Genomic DNA, 16,167 nt, shown 5'->3' on the forward strand with positions numbered 1-16,167 from the left:
GAGCACTCGATGCCAAGCAAGCCCGTCAACGGGGAACACCGCGGCTGGATCATCCCGATCGGCGGCGCAGAAGAGAAAGAAACCAACCCGCGCATCCTCGCGCGGTTCGTCGAACTCAGTGGCGGCGCCGACGCCGACATCGTCGTCATCCCGACCGCGAGCCGGTTGAAGGAATCCGGCACCCGCTACGAAGACCTGTTCCGTGGCATGGGGGCGACTCGGGTCGACGTGCTGGACTTCGACACCCGCCGCGATTGCCAGGAGGAAGGCCGGCTGGCGCGGCTGGCGGAAGCCAGCGGCATCTTCTTCACCGGCGGCAACCAGTTGCGCCTGTCCACCATCCTCGGCGGCACCCAGGTGGCGCGCTGCATCCGCCTGCGCAATGCCCAGGGGGTGACGGTGGCCGGTACCAGCGCCGGTGCCGGATTCCTGAGCGAGCACATGATCGCCTTCGGTGCCGAGGGCTCGTCGCCGCGCGCCAGCAGCGTGCGCCTGGCGCCCGGGCTGGGCCTGACCAACCGCTTCGTGATCGACCAGCATTTCCGCCAGCGCGACCGCCTCGGCCGCCTGACCGCGGCGCTGGGCTACAACCCGTTCGCGATCGGCATCGGCCTGGACGAGGACACCGCCGCCTTCATCTCGCCCGACGATACGCTCGAGGTCGAAGGCAGCGGCGCGGTCACCGTGGTCGATGCCCACGACCTGCAGTTCTCCTCGATGGCCCAGGCCGGCGAGGACGACCCCGTCTGCCTGCTGGGGCTGGGCGTCCATATCCTGATCGCCGGCGCCACCTTCAACCTGCATACGCGTCGGGCCTCGGCCGGCCGACTGGCGACCCGCAAGACCTGATACGACAAGGGAACCTCCTGCATGCGCATCCTCGAACGCTCCGTCTACGTTGGCCCCTCGCAGCATGCGCACTTCCCGGTGATCCGGCTGCTGCTGGACCTGGGCGAACTGGAACAGTGGCCCACCGCGCGCCTGGGGCCCGGCTTCATCGACGGCCTGGTGGCCGCGGTGCCGAGCCTGGCCGAGCACGGTTGTTCCTACCGCGAGCCCGGCGGCTTCCTGCGCCGCATGCGCGAGGGCGAAGGCACCTGGCTGGGCCACGTGCTCGAACACGTGGCGATCGAACTGCAGAACATCGCCGGCGAGGACGTCACCTTCGGCAAGACCCGCAGCGTCGACGGCCGCCCGGGCGTCTACACCGTGGTGTACGAATACGCCCAGCGCGAGGAAGGCATCGCCGCGGGCGAGCTGGCGCTGAAGCTGCTGTGTTCGTTGATGCCCGAAGAAACCCGCCCTGCGGGCAGCGTGCCGGCGGACTGGCACTGGGAAGAAGCGCGCGACGACTTCATCCGCTATGCGCAGAAGCGCGCGCTCGGCCCGTCGACCGCGTCGCTGGTGCGTGCCGGCGTGGAGCGGGGCATTCCGTGGCTGCGGCTCAACAACCAGTCGCTGATCCAGTTTGGCCACGGCAAGTACCAGCAGCGCATCCAGGCCACGATCACCGGCAAGACGCCGTACATCTCGGTGGAACTGGCCAGCGACAAGGAGGAGACCAACAAGATCCTCGGCTCGCTCGGCCTGCCGGTGCCGCGCCAGCACCTGGTCACCAGCCAGTCCGAAGCGGTCAAGGCCGCGCAGCGGCTCGGCGGCCCGGTGGTGCTCAAGCCGTACAACGGCAACCACGGCCGCGGCATCACCATCAACATCAGCGGCGATGACGAGATCCGCGCCGCGTTCGATGCCGCGCGCGAGCATTCGCGCTCGGTGATCGTGGAGACCTTCCAGGAAGGCGCCGACCACCGCCTGCTGGTGGTCAATGGCGAACTGATCGCGGCGACGCGACGCACGCCCGGCCACGTGGTCGGCGACGGCCGCAGGACCATCACCGACCTCGTCGAGATCGTGAACCAGGACCCGCGCCGCGGCGTCGGTCACGAGAAGGTGCTGACGCGGCTCGAACTCGACCGCGAGGCGAACCTGATGATGGAGCGCGTCGGCTACACCGCCGACTCGGTACCGGAGGAGGGCGAAGTGGTGTTCCTGCGTTCCACCGCCAACCTCTCCACCGGCGGCACCGCGACCGATGTCACCGACATCATCCATCCCGACAACCGCGACATGGCGGTGCGCGCGGTGCGGGCGATCGGCCTCGATGTCGGCGGCGTGGACTTCATCAGCCCCAACATTGCCGAGAGCTACAAGAACATCGGCGGCGCGATCTGCGAAGTGAATGCCGCGCCCGGCTTCCGCATGCACGTCGCGCCGAGCGAAGGCACGCCGCGCGACGCCGCCGGCCCGGTGATCGACATGCTGTTCCCGCCGGGCACGCCCTCGCGCGTACCGATCGCGGCGGTCACCGGCACCAACGGCAAGACCACCACCGCGCGCATGCTGGCGCACATCACCAAGATGGCCGGCTACACGCCGGGCCTCACCACTACCGACGGCGTATACATCGACGGCCAGCGCACGGTGGAAGGCGACATGACCGGCCCGGTGTCGGCGCGGATGGTGCTGTCCGATCCGCACATCGACCTGGCGGTGCTGGAGACCGCACGCGGTGGCCTGCTGCGCGCCGGCATGGGCGTGCCGGAGGTGGACGTGGGCGCGGTGCTCAACATCGCCGCCGACCACCTGGGCCTCAAGGGCATCGACACGCTGGAACAACTGGCGGAGATCAAGCGCATCGTCGTGGAAGTGGCGAAGGACTGCGCGGTGCTCAACGCCGACGACGTCAACGTGCTGAAGATGTCGGGCTACACCGACGCGAAGACGATCTGCTACGTCACCATGAACCCCTCGCACGCGCTGGTGCGCGAGCACATCCGCGCCGGCGGCCGCGCCTGCGCGCTGGAGGCCGGCGTCAACGGCCACATGGTCACCCTGTACGACAAGGGCAGCCACATCCCGCTGATGTGGACGCACCTGATCCCCGCCACGCTGGAAGGCCGCGCGCTGCACAACGTGCAGAACGCGATGTTCGCCGCGGCGATGGCGTTCTCGCTGGGCATCAAGCTCGACGCGATCCGCCAGGGCCTGCGCACCTTCGACACCACGTTCTTCCAGGCTCCGGGCCGGATGAACGTGTACGACGAACATCCGTTCAAGGTCGTCATGGACTACGCGCACAACGCGCACGCAGTGGGGATGATGGCCGACCTGGCCCAGCGCCTGGACGTCGCCGGGCGCCGGATCGTGGTGGTGGCCGCCCCCGGCGACCGCCGCGACGAGGACATACAGGACATCGCCCGCGCGGTGGCCGGCCGCTTCGACCATTACGTGGTCAAGCGCGACGACAGCCTGCGTGGCCGCGACGGTGACGAAGTGCCGCGGATCATCGCGCGCGCACTGCAGGCGGCGGGCGTGGCCGACACGGCGATCGAACAGATCCCCGACGAGCAGCAGGCCATCGACGCCGCGCTGCGCATGGGCAAGCCCGGCGACCTGGTGCTGGTGTTCGCCGATGCGCTGGCCCGCTCGTGGAAGCAGATCACCAAGTTCACGCCCGAAGGCGCCGAGCCGCGCAGCGCCCGCGCCGTCGAATTGCCGTCGCTGGCGCCGGCGCCCAGCGCCGACGAGGCGGCCGTGGCGGCGATGGAGGGCGTGATCCGCGAAGAACGCGGCCTGGTGTTCGCACGCCATGACGAGGACAGCGATTGAGCGATGGCGATCCGCAACCGCCCGATCACGCTCTCCACCCACGACCTGCCGCATGAGTGAATCCGCACCCTTGCCGTTCGACGACCTGCGCCGCCTGACCGGGCCCAACCTGTACTTCGCCGGACCGGGCGCGGTGCTGGAAACGATGATCGGTGCGCCGGTGCCCGCGGCGTTGATCGAAGACTGGAAGCGACGCATCGCCCGCGCACGCGCTGCCCTGGGCTGGCCCGATGGCCCGGTGACGGTACGCGAGCACGCCAGCGGCGCCAGCCTCGCTTTCGCCGCACCCGGCGACATGCTGTACGCCGCCGCCGACGTGGACGAATGGGCGTGGCTGTCCGCCCTGACCGCGGCCGGGAGGGCCATCGGCGAACCTCCGCTGCAGCCGGGCCATCCTTCGTTCGTCGACGAAGACGCGGACCTGCGCCTGCTGCGCGCCGTCGCCGCGGCCGAAGGCCTGCCGCGACTGCCCGCCCTGCAAGAAGCCGCACGTGCGCACGGTGTGCCGCTGCTGCTCGACGACGAGCGACTGTCCATCGGCATGGGCAGCGGCAGCCGCACCTGGGACAACGCCGCCCTGCCGACGCCCGATGACGTGCCGTGGCAGGAGCTGCATGCGATTCCGGTGGCGCTTGTCACCGGCTCCAACGGCAAGACCACCACCGTGCGCCTGCTCACCGCGATCGCCATCGCGCACGGCTGGCACACGGCCAACAGCTGCACCGACGGCATCTACCTCGACGGCGCGCTGATCGAAGGCGGCGACTACTCCGGCCCCGGCGGCGCACGCAGCCTGCTGCGCGACCGCCGGACCCAGGCCGCGATCCTGGAGACCGCACGTGGCGGCCTGCTGCGGCGCGGCCTGGCGGTCGAACGGGCCGACGTGGCCGTGGTCACCAACGTCAGCCCCGACCACTTCGGCGAATACGGCATCCACGACCTCGACGGCCTGGCCGACGTGAAGCTGACCGTGGCCCGCGCCATCGACGCCGACGGCATGGTCGTGCTCAACGCCGACAACGCACTGCTGCGACGCCATGCGGGTGGTCTCGACGTGCCGCTGGCCTGGTTTTCCACCGACGATGACCACCCACTGCTGCGCCAGGCGCGCGCCGAGGGCCGTCGCAGCTGCGGCGTGCGCGACGGCCACCTGTGGCTGTTCGACGGCACGCATGCCCACGATCTGGGCGCGGTCGCGGGGATGCCGCTGACGCTTGGCGGCCTGGCTGCGCACAACGTGCAGAACTGCGCCGCCGCCGCGCTCGCCGCCCTCGGACTGGGGATCGCCCCGGCGACGATCGCCGCCGTGCTCGCCCGCTTCGGCCGCGACAATCGCGACAACCCCGGTCGCCTGCAGCGCTGGGTGCTGGGTGGCGGGGTGCAGGTCTACGTGGACTACGCGCACAACCCCGATGGGCTGGCGCAGTTTCTCGATCTGGTCCGCCAGGCACACCACGACGGCGGCCGTCTGCACCTGCTGCTCGGCCAGGCCGGCGACCGCAGCGACGAGGCCATCGCCGACCTCGCTGCCACCGCCGCGTCGTTCCACCCCGACCACGTGGTGCTCAAGGACATGGAAGGCTATATGCGTGGACGCGAAAGCGGCGAGGTGGGCCGGGTACTGCGTGCCGCGCTGGTGCGCCACGGCGTGGCCGACGCCGCCATCGACGAATGCCGTGACGAAACCGAGGCCGTGCGCGCCATCCTGACCGCGGCCCGCCCCGGCGACAGCCTCGCGCTGCCGGTGCACGGCGTCGCCGCGCGCGAACGCGTCAACGCCCTGCTCGACCGGCTGCAGGCGCAGGCATGGTCGGCCGGCGACCCCGTCGCCGGCGACTGATTACTCCACCGTCACCGACTTCGCCAGATTGCGCGGCTTGTCGACGTCGGTGCCGCGCGCCAACGCGGTGTGGTAAGCCAGCAGTTGCACCGGGATGGTGTGCACGATGGGGCTGAGCACGCCGACGTGACGCGGGGTGCGGATGACGTGCACGCCTTCGGATTCGCTGAAGTGGCTGTCCTGGTCGGTGAACACGAACAGCTCGCCGCCGCGCGCTCGCACCTCCTGCATGTTGGACTTCACCTTCTCCAACAGCACGTCGTTCGGTGCGATCACCACCACCGGCATGTCGGCATCGACCAGCGCCAGCGGGCCGTGCTTCAGCTCGCCGGCCGGATACGCCTCGGCGTGGATGTAGGAGATTTCCTTCAGCTTGAGCGCGCCTTCCAGCGCGATCGGGTAGTGCAGGCCGCGGCCGAGGAACAGCGCATCCGACTTCGGCGCGAAACGCTCCGCCCACGCGGCGATCTGCGGCTCCAGGTTCAACGCGTGCTGCACGCTGCCCGGCAGGTGGCGTAGCTGCTCCAGGTAATCGGCTTCCTGTTCCGGCGTGACCCTCCCGCGCAGCTTGCCCAGCACGACGGTCAGCTGGAACAGCGCGGCCAGCTGGGTGGTGAAGGCCTTGGTCGATGCCACGCCGATCTCGGCGCCGGCGCGCGTGTAGCAGACCAGCTCGCTGGCGCGAGGAATGGCGCTCTCGGGCACGTTGCAGATCGACAGCGTGTGCTGGTGGCCGAGCGACTTGGCGTACTTCAGCGCCTCCATCGTGTCCAGCGTTTCGCCGGACTGCGAGATGGTGACGATCAGGTGCTTGGGATTGGCGTACGCGTCGCGGTAGCGGTACTCGCTGGCGATCTCGACGCTACACGGCAGGCCGGAGATCGCCTCCATCCAGTAGCGCGCCGTCATGCCAGCGTAGTAGCTGGTGCCACAGGCGAGGATCTGCACGCCTTCGATGTCTTTCAGCGCGGCTTCCGCATTGGCGCCGAACAGCGTCGGCGAGAAGCCGCCGTCGACCACCGCCTCGATAGTGTCGGCGATCGCGCGCGGCTGCTCGTGGATTTCCTTCTGCATGAAGTGGCGGTACGGACCGAGCTCCAGCGACGCCAGCGACACGTCGGAGACGTGCACCTCGCGCTGAATCGGCTGGTCCTTTCCGTCGAACACCTTGACGCCTTCGCGCGTCACTTCCGCGGTGTCGCCTTCCTCCAGGAAGATCACACGCCGCGTGGCCTGCAGGATCGCCGAGACGTCGGAGGCGATGAAGTTCTCGCCCTCGCCGACGCCGATCAGCAGCGGACAGCCCATCCGGGCGCAGACCATGCGGTCGGGCTCCTTGCGGCTGACCACGGCCAGCGCGTAGGCGCCGGTCAGTTCCTTCACCGTGCGCTGCAGGGCGGCCAGAAGGTCGTCGCCGCCCTTCAGGTGGTGGTGCATCAGGTGGGCGATGACTTCCGTGTCGGTCTGCGACTCGAACACATAGCCGAGCGCGCGCAGTTTCTCGCGCTGCTCCTCGTGGTTCTCGATGATGCCGTTGTGCACCAGCGCCACGCCGTGGCTGATGTGCGGGTGCGCATTGGCTTCGGTGACGCCGCCGTGGGTGGCCCAGCGCGTATGGCCGATGCCCAGGCTGGCGTTGAAGCCTTCGGCGGCGGCGGCGCCCTCCATTTCGGCGACGCGGCCGGTGCGGCGCACGCGGCGCACGTCCTGCTGGTCGACCACCGCGATACCCGCGGAATCGTAGCCCCGGTATTCCAGCCGCTTCAGTCCCTCGATCAGTACCGGCACCACGTCGCGATCGGCGATCGCGCCCACAATTCCGCACATAAGCCTGTGTCTTCCATCTGAGTGAAACGAGTGGACATTCTACGTGTCCGCCACTGGACAGGCCCTGTCCGCTCGGTGTCCGCGGACACCCGGACAGTCGTCCGGAGCGGACAACCCCCTTTCAAATCAACTGCTTGCGTTTGGCACGCATCCTGCTGAGACAGGCAGGTCATTCCAAAGAACGCATGCCGCCGATGATTCGGGACACCTCCGCCCAAGACCGTGTACTCAGTGCCTCGCAGACCCGTCCGGCCTGGCGCCGCTGGGTGTGGCCCGCCGCAGGCGGTGCGCTGCTGCTGGCCGGCATCGTGTTCGCCGCCCGCGGCTGGCTGTCGGGCACGGCCTCCGTGGACGGCGCCCGCCTGCGCATCGCCGAAGTGACCCGCGGCGATCTGGTCCGCGACATCGCCGCGGACGGCCGCGTCATCGCCGCCAACAGCCCCACCCTGTATGCCGTCGCCGGCGGCGTGGTCACACTGAAGGTCGTCGCGGGCGACAAGGTCACCAAGGGCCAGCCGCTGGCCGAAATCGACAGCCCCGAGCTGCGCAGCAAGCTGGCGCAGGAACAGACCACGCTCGCCGGCTTGGAGGCCGAGGCGAGCCGAGCGGTGCTGGATGCCAGCGTCACCCGCGCGAACGCGCAGAAGGCCCTGGACCAGGCAGGCATCGAACGCCAGGCCGCCGAACGCACCCTGCAGCGCTACCAGCGCGGCTACGACGGCGGCGCCGTGCCGCAGGTCGACGTACTGGAGGCGCAGGACAACCTGCGCAAGAGCGAGATCGCGTTGTCCCACGCGCAGAAGGACGCCGGCCTGCAGGGACAGGGCGCCGGCTTGGACGCACGCAACAAGCAGCTGCTCGCCGAACGGCAGCGCGCCGTGGTCGCCGAAGTGCAGCGCCAGGTCGATGCGCTGACGCTGCGCGCGCCGTTCGACGGCCAGGTCGGCCAGGTGCAGGCGGTGCAGCGTTCCAACGTGGCGATCAACGCGCCGGTGCTGAGCGTCGTCGACCTGTCCGTGTTCGAAGTCGAGATCAAGGTGCCGGAAAGCTTCGCCCGCGACCTCGCCATCGGCATGCCGGCCACGCTGACCAGCGCCGGCCAGCCGTACCCCGGCGAGATCTCCGCGGTGTCGCCGGAAGTGGTGGGCGGTGAAGTCGTCACCCGCCTGCGCTTCTCCGACAAGCAGCCGCCCGGCCTGCGTCAGAACCAGCGCCTGTCCGCACGCATCCTGATGGACACGCGCCGCAACGTGCTGATGGTCGAGCGCGGCCCGTTCCTCGAACAGGGCGGCGGTCGCTATGCCTACGTCATGGACGGCAGCTCCGCCGTGCGCCGGCCGGTGCAGCTGGGTGTCAGCAGCCTGAGCAACATCGAAGTGCTCAGCGGCCTGCAACCCGGCGACAAGGTCGTCGTCTCCGGCAGCGACCTGTTCGGCGATGCCGAGCGCGTCTCGGTCAATTGAACGCCGTGATGGGTGATTCGTGAGACGTGATTCGCAAACGCACGCTTCGCCCCATCACTACCGCCTTCGCTTCCCTCGAATCACCAATCACCAACTACTAATCACTGCCAGGAGCCCGCCATGCTAGAGATGCGCCAAGTCGCCAAGGTCTACCGCACCGAACAGGTGGAAACGCATGCGCTGCGTTCGCTCGACCTGCATGTCCGCGAGGGCGAGTTCGTCGCCGTCACCGGTCCGTCGGGTTCCGGCAAGACCACCTTCCTCAACATCGCCGGCCTGCTGGAGACGTTCACCGGCGGCCAGTTCCTGCTCGACGGCCAGGACGTCAGCCATCTCGGCGACGACGCGCGTTCGCGCCTGCGCAACCAGAAGATCGGCTTCATCTTCCAGGGTTTCAACCTGATCCCCGACCTCAACCTGTTCGACAACGTCGACGTCCCGCTGCGCTACCGCGGCATGCCGGCCGCCGAGCGCAAGCTGCGCATCGAGGACGCACTGGCCCGCGTGGGCCTGGGTTCGCGCATGAAGCACTTCCCGGCCGAACTGTCGGGCGGCCAGCAGCAGCGCACCGCGATCGCACGCGCACTGGCCGGCAGTCCGCGCCTGCTGCTGGCGGACGAACCGACCGGCAACCTGGACTCGCAGATGGCGCGTGGCGTGATGGAACTGCTGGAAGAGATCAACCGCCAGGGCACGACCATCATCATGGTCACGCACGATCCCGAACTGGCGGCGCGCGCGCAGCGCAACGTGCACATCGTGGACGGCATGGCCACCGACCTGTCGGTGGAGCCGGCCTTGATCCGCGCGGCGCACGCCGCCGATGCCAACGCCTCCGCGTAAGGAGCCCGCCATGTTCGGCTACTACTTCTCCCTCGCGCTGCGCAGCTTCAAGCGCAACAAGGCGCTGACCTTCCTGATGGTGCTGGCCATCGCACTCGGCATCGGCGCCAGCATGACCACGCTGACCGTGTTCTACGTGCTGTCCGGCGACCCGATCCCGCAGAAGAGCGACAAGCTGTTCTACCCGCGCGTGGATCCCCGCTCGATGAACGGATTCACGCCCGGCGAAGAACCGGAAGACCAGTTCACCCGCTACGACGCCGAGCATCTGCTGCGCGACAAGAAGGGCGACCGCCAGGCGCTGATGACCGGCGGCGCGTCGTCGGTGGAGTCGGAAGACGGCAAGATCGAGCCGTTCCGCATCGATGCGCGCTACACCACGGCGGACTTCTTCCCGATGTTCGATGTGCCGTTCCGTTACGGCAACGGCTGGTCGGCGGCGGACGACGAATCGCGCGCCCGCGTGGCGGTGATTTCCAAGGCGCTCAACGACAAGCTGTTCGGCGGTGCCAACAGCGTCGGCCGCGACCTCAAGGCATCCGGCAGCACCTTTCGCATCATCGGCGTGCTGGACGACTGGCGACCGGCGCCGAAGTTCTACGACATGACGCAGGACCGCTTCACCGAAGTGGAGCAGCTGTTCGTGCCGTTCTGGACATCACGCACGCTGAAGATGGGCACGCAGGGCAACATGAACTGTTGGGGCGACTCCAGCAAGGAAGAAGAAGGCTCGCAGGGGCCGAATGCGCCGTGTTCGTGGCTGCAGTACTGGGTGGAACTGGGCACGCCGGCCAAGGTCGAGGCGTACAAGCAGTACCTGGCGAACTACTCCGACCAGCAACGCGCGGCGGGCCGCTTCGAACGCCCCACCAACGTCGACCTGCACAACGTCATGCAGTGGCTGGACAAGCAGGGTGCGGTGCCCGGCGACGTGCGCCTGCAGGTGTGGCTGGCGTTCGGCTTCCTGGCCGTCTGCCTGCTCAACACGGTGGGCCTGCTGCTGGCGAAGTTCCTCGGCCGTGCCTCGCAGATCGGCGTGCGTCGTGCCCTAGGCGCAACGCGCAAGGCCATCTTCGCGCAGTGTCTGGTGGAAGCCGGCACCGTCGGCCTGGTCGGTGGCGTCCTCGGCCTGATTCTGGCGTGGCTCGGCCTGCTGGCGGTCCGCCAGCAACCGGCGGGCTACGCCGACCTGGCCCACATGGACCTGAAGATGCTGCTGGCCACCTTCGCGCTCGCCATCATCGCCAGCCTGCTCGCCGGGATGCTCCCCGCCTGGCGGGCGATGCAGGTGACGCCCGCCATCCAGCTCAAGAGCCAGTGACCCATCCATCCAAGAGGCACGTCATGGACATCCGCCCCATTCTTTCCACCCTGGCCCGCCACAAGACGGCCGCCGCACTGATCGTGCTGGAAGTGGCGCTGTCGTGCGCCATCATCTGCAACGCGGTCTTCCTGATCACCCAGCGGCTGGAGCGTATCGACCGCCCCACCGGCTTGGCCAACGAGGAGATCGTGCGCATCAGCATGGGCAACCTCGGCGAGAACCCCGACGCCGACGCGCTGGTGAAGCAGGACGTCGCCAGCCTGCGTGCGCTGCCGGGCGTCAAGGCCGCGGGTACTGTCAACCATGTGCCGTTCGACAACTCGTCGTGGAACAGCTCCATCCAGCTGGCACCGCAGCAGGAGCGCCCGAGCGCATCGGCGAACGTCTACCTCGGCGATGCCGTGATCGAAACGCTGGGATTGAGGTTGGCCGAAGGCCGCGACTTCAACGCGGACGAGTACGTCAACTGGACCGAGATCAACAAGCAGAACGCCAAGTACACGATGCCGGCGGTGATCCTGAGCCGCGAACTGGCCAACAAGCTGTTCCCGGGCGAAAGTGCGATCGGCAAGAACATCTATGCATGGAATACCGACAACGTGCCGCACCGTGTCGTGGGCGTGGTCGAGCGCCTGATCCGCACCAACGACAACGGCGGTCCCGCGGAAGGCGGCTTCACCATGATCCTGCCGGCGAAGGACCTGACCATGGGCACCTTCGTGCTGCGCACCACGCCGGAGCGCCGTGCCGAAGTACAGAAGGCGGCGATCGCCACGCTCGAGAAGAACAGCTCGCGCCGCCTGGTGCTGCGCGAAGGCACGTTCACCGACATCATGCACGACTACTACCGCGGTGACCGCGCCATGGCGTGGCTGCTGCTGACCGTGATCGTCTCGCTGCTCGTCGTCACTGCGCTGGGCATCGTCGGCCTGGCCAGCTTCTGGGTGCAGCAGCGCACCAAGCAGATCGGCATCCGCCGGGCGCTGGGTGCGACGAAGGGCCAGATCCTGCGCTACTTCCAGACCGAGAACTTCCTGCTGGCCACCATCGGCATCGTCATCGGCATGATCCTGGCGTACGGCATCAACCAGTTGTTGATGGGCAAGTACGAACTGCCGCGCCTGCCGCTGCTGTACCTGCCGGTCGGCGCCGTACTGCTGTGGCTGCTCGGCCAGGTCGCCGTGTACGGACCCGCGCGCAAGGCCGCCTCGGTACCGCCGGCCGTGGCGACACGTACGGCCTGATCCCGCGGCCTCAACACCGTGCACGCCGGTCGGCGTGCACGGCTGATGGGACATCCCGATGCCATCCTCCTCCTTCTTGCTGTTGGGTCGCCCCCACACAGGCGCGTGGTGGCTCGTGCTGCAGATCGCCATCGGCGTGATGCTGTGCCTGTATGCGGGACAGGCGATGTTGCGCATGTACGAGCAGGCGACGGCCGCGGACGGCATCGACGCGGCCGACGTGCTGGTCATCCCCTGGATGCAACCGGCCCAGGGGCAGGATCCCGGCGCCAAGGCGGTGTTGCGGACACTGCGGGGCGTGGCCGGTGTGCGATCAGCCGCTGCCGGCAACCAGTCGCCCTACGGCACCAGTGCCTGGAGCGTGCATGCGTGGAAGGCCGGTGACCGCGGACACCGACATCTCGTCTCCCTCTACCTGGCGGACGAGGATTTCATGAGCACGCTCGGCATGGATGACACGCATGGTCGGCGCTTCGTCAACGCGGAGTACCAAGACTACACCGGCGACCAGCATCGCCTGCATGCCGATCCCGCACCGGCCATCATCTCCGCTGCCTTCGCCGAAACGCTCTTCGGCCATGTCGAACCGCTGGGGCGCTCGCTGCAGCTGTTGCCCGGCAAGCGACTGCATGTCGTCGGCGTGCTGCATCGGGTTCCGTTGCCCGCTACGGCGCACCGGCGCGATGGTACGGCCGTGATCCTGCCGGTGCGCATGACCCGGGCCAGCGAAGCGCACTTCCTCATCCGTCATACGGGCGATGCAAATGCAGTGTCGGCGCGCATCCGTGCCGCTCTAGCAGCAGCCTACCCCGACGTCGTGGTCGCTGCCCCCGCAAGCCTCGCAGCACTGCGTGCGCAGGCCTCATCGGGCGCAACACGGCACGCGTGGACATCGCTCGCGATCTGCGTGGCCTGGTGGCTGTCGACGCTGGGCATGCTGGGGCTCGGCGGCCATCGCTGGATGCTGGATCACCAGCAGGAAATCAGCCTGCGCCGTGCATTCGGCGCCACCGACACGCAGCTGGCGCATCGCCTGCGCGGGGAGTACCTGATGCTCGCCGTGATCGCCTGCGCGATCGGCATGGCGGCCGCGGCGCTGCTTGATCGCCTGATGCCGGCGTGGACGATCTCGCTGCCGTCCCTCGGAGCCTGCGTGGCCGTTCTGGTCGTAACGGTGCTGGTCGTGCAGATCGCCGCCACCTGGCCCGTTCGCCTGACGCGGCGCATCCCGCCGCACCTCGTCAGCCGCAGCCCTTCGGTTAGGCTATAGCGCATGCCTACCATCCTCGTCATCGACGACAACCGCGCCGTCAGTACTGCGCTGGAAGTCCTGTTCTCGCTGCACGACATCGACACACTGCACGCGGAGTCGCCCGACGCCGGCCTCGCCCTGTTGCGTGAGCAGCACGTCGACCTGGTCATCCAGGACATGAACTTCACTCAGGACACCACGTCGGGCGCGGAAGGCGAGCGGCTGTTCGCCGACATCCGTGCGCAGTGGCCGGACATGCCGGTGATCCTGCTGACCGCGTGGACGCATCTCGAGGTCGCGGTGAACCTGGTCAAGGCCGGGGCCGCCGATTACGTCGCCAAGCCCTGGGACGACCGCAAGCTGCTGGCCACGGTCAACACGCTGCTCGAACTTGCCGAGGCGCGCAGCGAACTCGAGCGCCGCCGCAGCCGCGAGCGTCGTGGTCGCGACCAGCTCTCCAGCAAGTACGACCTGCGCAACCTGGTGTTCGAGGATCCGGCCAGCGAGCGCGTGGTCGCGCTCGCCTGCCAGGTCGCGCGCTCCGACCTGCCGGTGCTGATCACCGGCCCGAACGGTGCGGGCAAGGAAAAGATCGCCGAGATCATCCAGGCCAATTCCAGCGTGAAGTCCGGCGCCTTCGTCACGCTCAACTGCGGCGCATTGCCGTCGGAACTGATCGAAGCGGAACTGTTCGGCGCGGACGCCGGTGCGTATACCGGCGCCAACAAGGCGCGCGAGGGCAAGTTCGAGGCGGCCGATGGCGGCACGCTGTTCCTCGACGAGATCGGCAACCTGCCGCTGACCGGGCAGATGAAGCTGCTGCGCGTACTGGAGACCGGCCGCTTCGAACGCCTCGGCTCCAACCGCGAACGCCACGTGACCGTGCGCGTGATCAGCGCGACCAACGCCGACCTGCCCGCGATGATCCGTGATGGCAGCTTCCGCGAAGACCTCTATTACCGCCTCAACGCGATCGAACTCGCGTTGCCGCCATTGGCGGAGCGTCCCGGCGACATCCTGCCGCTGGCCGAGCGCTTCCGTCCCCCCGAAAAGCCGCTGAGCGAAAGTGCGCGTGCCGCGTTGCTGCGACACGCCTGGCCGGGCAACGTGCGCGAGCTGCGCAACGTCATCCAGCGTGCCGGCCTGCTGGCGATGGGCGATCGCATCGAAGCCGCCGACCTCAACCTGCCGCGTCCCGCCCCGGTGCGCACCGTGATCGCGGCGGAACCGGAGCGTGCCGATATCGAAGCCGCCATCGCGCGTGCCGGCGGCGTCATCGCGCAGGCTGCCGCCGACCTCGGCATGAGCCGGCAGGCGCTGTACCGGCGCATGGAACGCTTCGGCATCAAGGCCCCATGATCCGCCGCTCGCTCGCCGGCCGCGTGCTGTCCTGGCTGCTGCCGCTGCTGGTGCTGGCGCTGGTGTTGCCGCTCGTGCTGTCGCGCTGGCTGGGCGACGCGGGTGAAGCGGTGATCGTGTCGGCCATCGTGGTACTGCCGCTGGCGATGTGGGCGATCCGCCGGGGGCTGCGCAGCACGTACTCGCTGTTCCGCGCCCTGGCCGGCAGCGTCAACAGCTACCGCGACGGCGAATACAACTTCGGCATCCACTGGCAAGGCAACGACGACCTCGCGGAACTGGTGAAGTCGCACGCCGCGCTCGGCGAGGTGCTGCGCGAACAGCGCCTGAGCCTGGTGCAGCGCGAATTGCTGCTCGACACCATGGTCCAGAACACCCCGGTCGCCATGCTGTTGATCGCCCCCGGCGGCGACGGCGTACGCCGCGTCATCTTCGCCAACGTGGCGGCGCGCAAGCTGCTGCACAGCGGCTGGAAGCTGGAAGGTCAGGACTACGACGGGTTGATCGGTTCCGCACCGGTCGAGATGCGCGAAGCGCTTGCGCGCGGGGGCGACAGTCTGTTCGCCATCGGCAGCGAGGAAGAAGACGGCGAGGAGCAGGTCTACCACCTCGCCCGGCGCAATTTCCGTCTCAACGGACGCCCGCACGAACTGCTGCTGCTGCGCCTGCTCACCAGCGAGCTGCGGCGGCAGGAAGTGATGACGTGGAAGAAGGTCATCCGCGTCATCAGCCACGAACTCAACAACTCGCTGGCGCCGGTGGCCTCGCTCGCGCATTCGGGCGCGGAACTCGTGCGCCGTGGACGCCATGAGCGGCTGGAAGAGGTCTTCGGCACCATCGAGGACCGTGCGCGCCACCTGGAAGGCTTCATCCGCGGCTACGCGCGCTTCGCCAAGCTGCCGTCGCCGCAACTGCAGACGGTGCACTGGCGTGCCTTCTTCGAAGGCCTGCAGCGACAGATCGCGTTCGACTTGGTGATGACGGAGACGGAGATCGACGGCCGCATCGACATCGCCCAGCTGGAGCAGGCCGTGCTCAACCTGCTCAAGAACGCGCACGAGGCTGGCGGCACTGCCGAAGGTGTCTCGGTCCGGCTGACCCGTCTGCCGGACTGGCTGCGCATCGAAGTGATGGACCGCGGCACCGGCATGAACGATGCGGTGCTGCAGAACGCGCTGGTGCCGTTCTACTCCACCAAGCGCAACGGCACCGGACTGGGCCTGGCGCTGACCCGCGAGATCATCGAAGCCCATGGCGGCCGGCTGTCGCTGCACAACCGCGAAGGTGGCGGGCTGTGCGTGTCGATCCAGCTGCCCGAAAACTGATCTGTCCAAAGTGCGGAGACC

General features: G+C 68.4%; 11 protein-coding genes. 10 read left to right on the top strand and 1 reads right to left on the bottom strand.

Annotated elements, in window-relative coordinates:
* Positions 1–9: 9 nt before the first annotated feature.
* Genes ACGHX3_RS17685 through ACGHX3_RS17695 form a run of 3 tightly spaced genes read left to right on the top strand, consistent with a single transcriptional unit; the run spans position 10 to position 5,509 of the window.
* Entirely contained in the window at positions 10–849 is an 840-nt protein-coding gene (locus tag ACGHX3_RS17685) for a cyanophycinase (RefSeq protein WP_162338085.1), read from the top strand.
* Positions 850–870: 21 nt separating this feature from the next.
* The gene (gene cphA, locus ACGHX3_RS17690) at positions 871–3,669 is read left to right on the top strand and encodes a cyanophycin synthetase (RefSeq protein ID WP_213605037.1); all 2,799 of its coding nucleotides are present in this window, start codon (positions 871–873) and stop codon (positions 3,667–3,669) included.
* 52 nt (positions 3,670–3,721) lie between these two features.
* On the top strand, positions 3,722–5,509 hold the full coding sequence (locus ACGHX3_RS17695; RefSeq protein ID WP_394695734.1) for a Mur ligase family protein: 1,788 nt from the start codon (positions 3,722–3,724) through the stop codon (positions 5,507–5,509).
* On the opposite strand, the gene glmS is transcribed toward ACGHX3_RS17695, so the two are convergent.
* Positions 5,510–7,336 carry a glutamine--fructose-6-phosphate transaminase (isomerizing) gene (gene glmS / locus ACGHX3_RS17700; protein WP_213603450.1) on the bottom strand — a complete coding sequence of 609 codons (1,827 nt, stop codon included), beginning with the start codon at positions 7,334–7,336 and terminating at the stop codon, positions 5,510–5,512.
* A 194-nt stretch (positions 7,337–7,530) separates the two neighbouring features.
* On the opposite strand from glmS, the gene ACGHX3_RS17705 reads away from it, so the two are divergent.
* From ACGHX3_RS17705 to ACGHX3_RS17735, 7 genes are all read left to right on the top strand, one after another.
* The gene (locus ACGHX3_RS17705; RefSeq protein WP_213603755.1) at positions 7,531–8,799 is read left to right on the top strand and encodes an efflux RND transporter periplasmic adaptor subunit; all 1,269 of its coding nucleotides are present in this window, start codon (positions 7,531–7,533) and stop codon (positions 8,797–8,799) included.
* Between the two features lie 120 nt (positions 8,800–8,919).
* Complete coding sequence (locus ACGHX3_RS17710) at positions 8,920–9,642, top strand: ABC transporter ATP-binding protein (protein ID WP_213603452.1); 723 nt, start codon at positions 8,920–8,922, stop codon at positions 9,640–9,642.
* A gap of 10 nt (positions 9,643–9,652) precedes the next feature.
* The gene (locus ACGHX3_RS17715; RefSeq protein WP_213603454.1) at positions 9,653–10,963 is read left to right on the top strand and encodes an ABC transporter permease; all 1,311 of its coding nucleotides are present in this window, start codon (positions 9,653–9,655) and stop codon (positions 10,961–10,963) included.
* A gap of 23 nt (positions 10,964–10,986) precedes the next feature.
* Entirely contained in the window at positions 10,987–12,210 is a 1,224-nt protein-coding gene (locus ACGHX3_RS17720; protein WP_213603456.1) for an ABC transporter permease, read from the top strand.
* Between the two features lie 58 nt (positions 12,211–12,268).
* The gene (locus tag ACGHX3_RS17725) at positions 12,269–13,480 is read left to right on the top strand and encodes an ABC transporter permease (RefSeq protein ID WP_394695735.1); all 1,212 of its coding nucleotides are present in this window, start codon (positions 12,269–12,271) and stop codon (positions 13,478–13,480) included.
* Between the two features lie 3 nt (positions 13,481–13,483).
* Positions 13,484–14,821 carry a sigma-54 dependent transcriptional regulator gene (locus ACGHX3_RS17730; protein ID WP_213603460.1) on the top strand — a complete coding sequence of 446 codons (1,338 nt, stop codon included), beginning with the start codon at positions 13,484–13,486 and terminating at the stop codon, positions 14,819–14,821.
* Positions 14,818–16,146: a sensor histidine kinase gene (locus ACGHX3_RS17735; protein ID WP_394695736.1), complete on the top strand. Its 1,329-nt coding sequence runs from the start codon at positions 14,818–14,820 to the stop codon at positions 16,144–16,146. Before ACGHX3_RS17730 ends, ACGHX3_RS17735 begins: the two co-directional genes overlap by 4 nt.
* Positions 16,147–16,167 lie beyond the last annotated feature (21 nt).

It is taken from the genome of Pseudoxanthomonas japonensis (assembly GCF_043632995.1).
Classification (GTDB): domain Bacteria; phylum Pseudomonadota; class Gammaproteobacteria; order Xanthomonadales; family Xanthomonadaceae; genus Pseudoxanthomonas_A; species Pseudoxanthomonas_A japonensis.

Coding starts and splice junctions, on each gene's coding strand:
- ACGHX3_RS17695 (WP_394695734.1), top strand. CDS start 3,722: ATGAGTGAATCCGCACCCTTGCCGTTCGACGACCTGCGCCGCCTGACC.
- ACGHX3_RS17735 (WP_394695736.1), top strand. CDS start 14,818: ATGATCCGCCGCTCGCTCGCCGGCCGCGTGCTGTCCTGGCTGCTGCCG.
- ACGHX3_RS17710 (WP_213603452.1), top strand. CDS start 8,920: ATGCTAGAGATGCGCCAAGTCGCCAAGGTCTACCGCACCGAACAGGTG.
- ACGHX3_RS17730 (WP_213603460.1), top strand. CDS start 13,484: ATGCCTACCATCCTCGTCATCGACGACAACCGCGCCGTCAGTACTGCG.
- ACGHX3_RS17720 (WP_213603456.1), top strand. CDS start 10,987: ATGGACATCCGCCCCATTCTTTCCACCCTGGCCCGCCACAAGACGGCC.
- ACGHX3_RS17715 (WP_213603454.1), top strand. CDS start 9,653: ATGTTCGGCTACTACTTCTCCCTCGCGCTGCGCAGCTTCAAGCGCAAC.
- cphA (WP_213605037.1), top strand. CDS start 871: ATGCGCATCCTCGAACGCTCCGTCTACGTTGGCCCCTCGCAGCATGCG.
- ACGHX3_RS17725 (WP_394695735.1), top strand. CDS start 12,269: ATGCCATCCTCCTCCTTCTTGCTGTTGGGTCGCCCCCACACAGGCGCG.
- glmS (WP_213603450.1), bottom strand. CDS start 7,336: ATGTGCGGAATTGTGGGCGCGATCGCCGATCGCGACGTGGTGCCGGTA.
- ACGHX3_RS17705 (WP_213603755.1), top strand. CDS start 7,531: ATGATTCGGGACACCTCCGCCCAAGACCGTGTACTCAGTGCCTCGCAG.
- ACGHX3_RS17685 (WP_162338085.1), top strand. CDS start 10: ATGCCAAGCAAGCCCGTCAACGGGGAACACCGCGGCTGGATCATCCCG.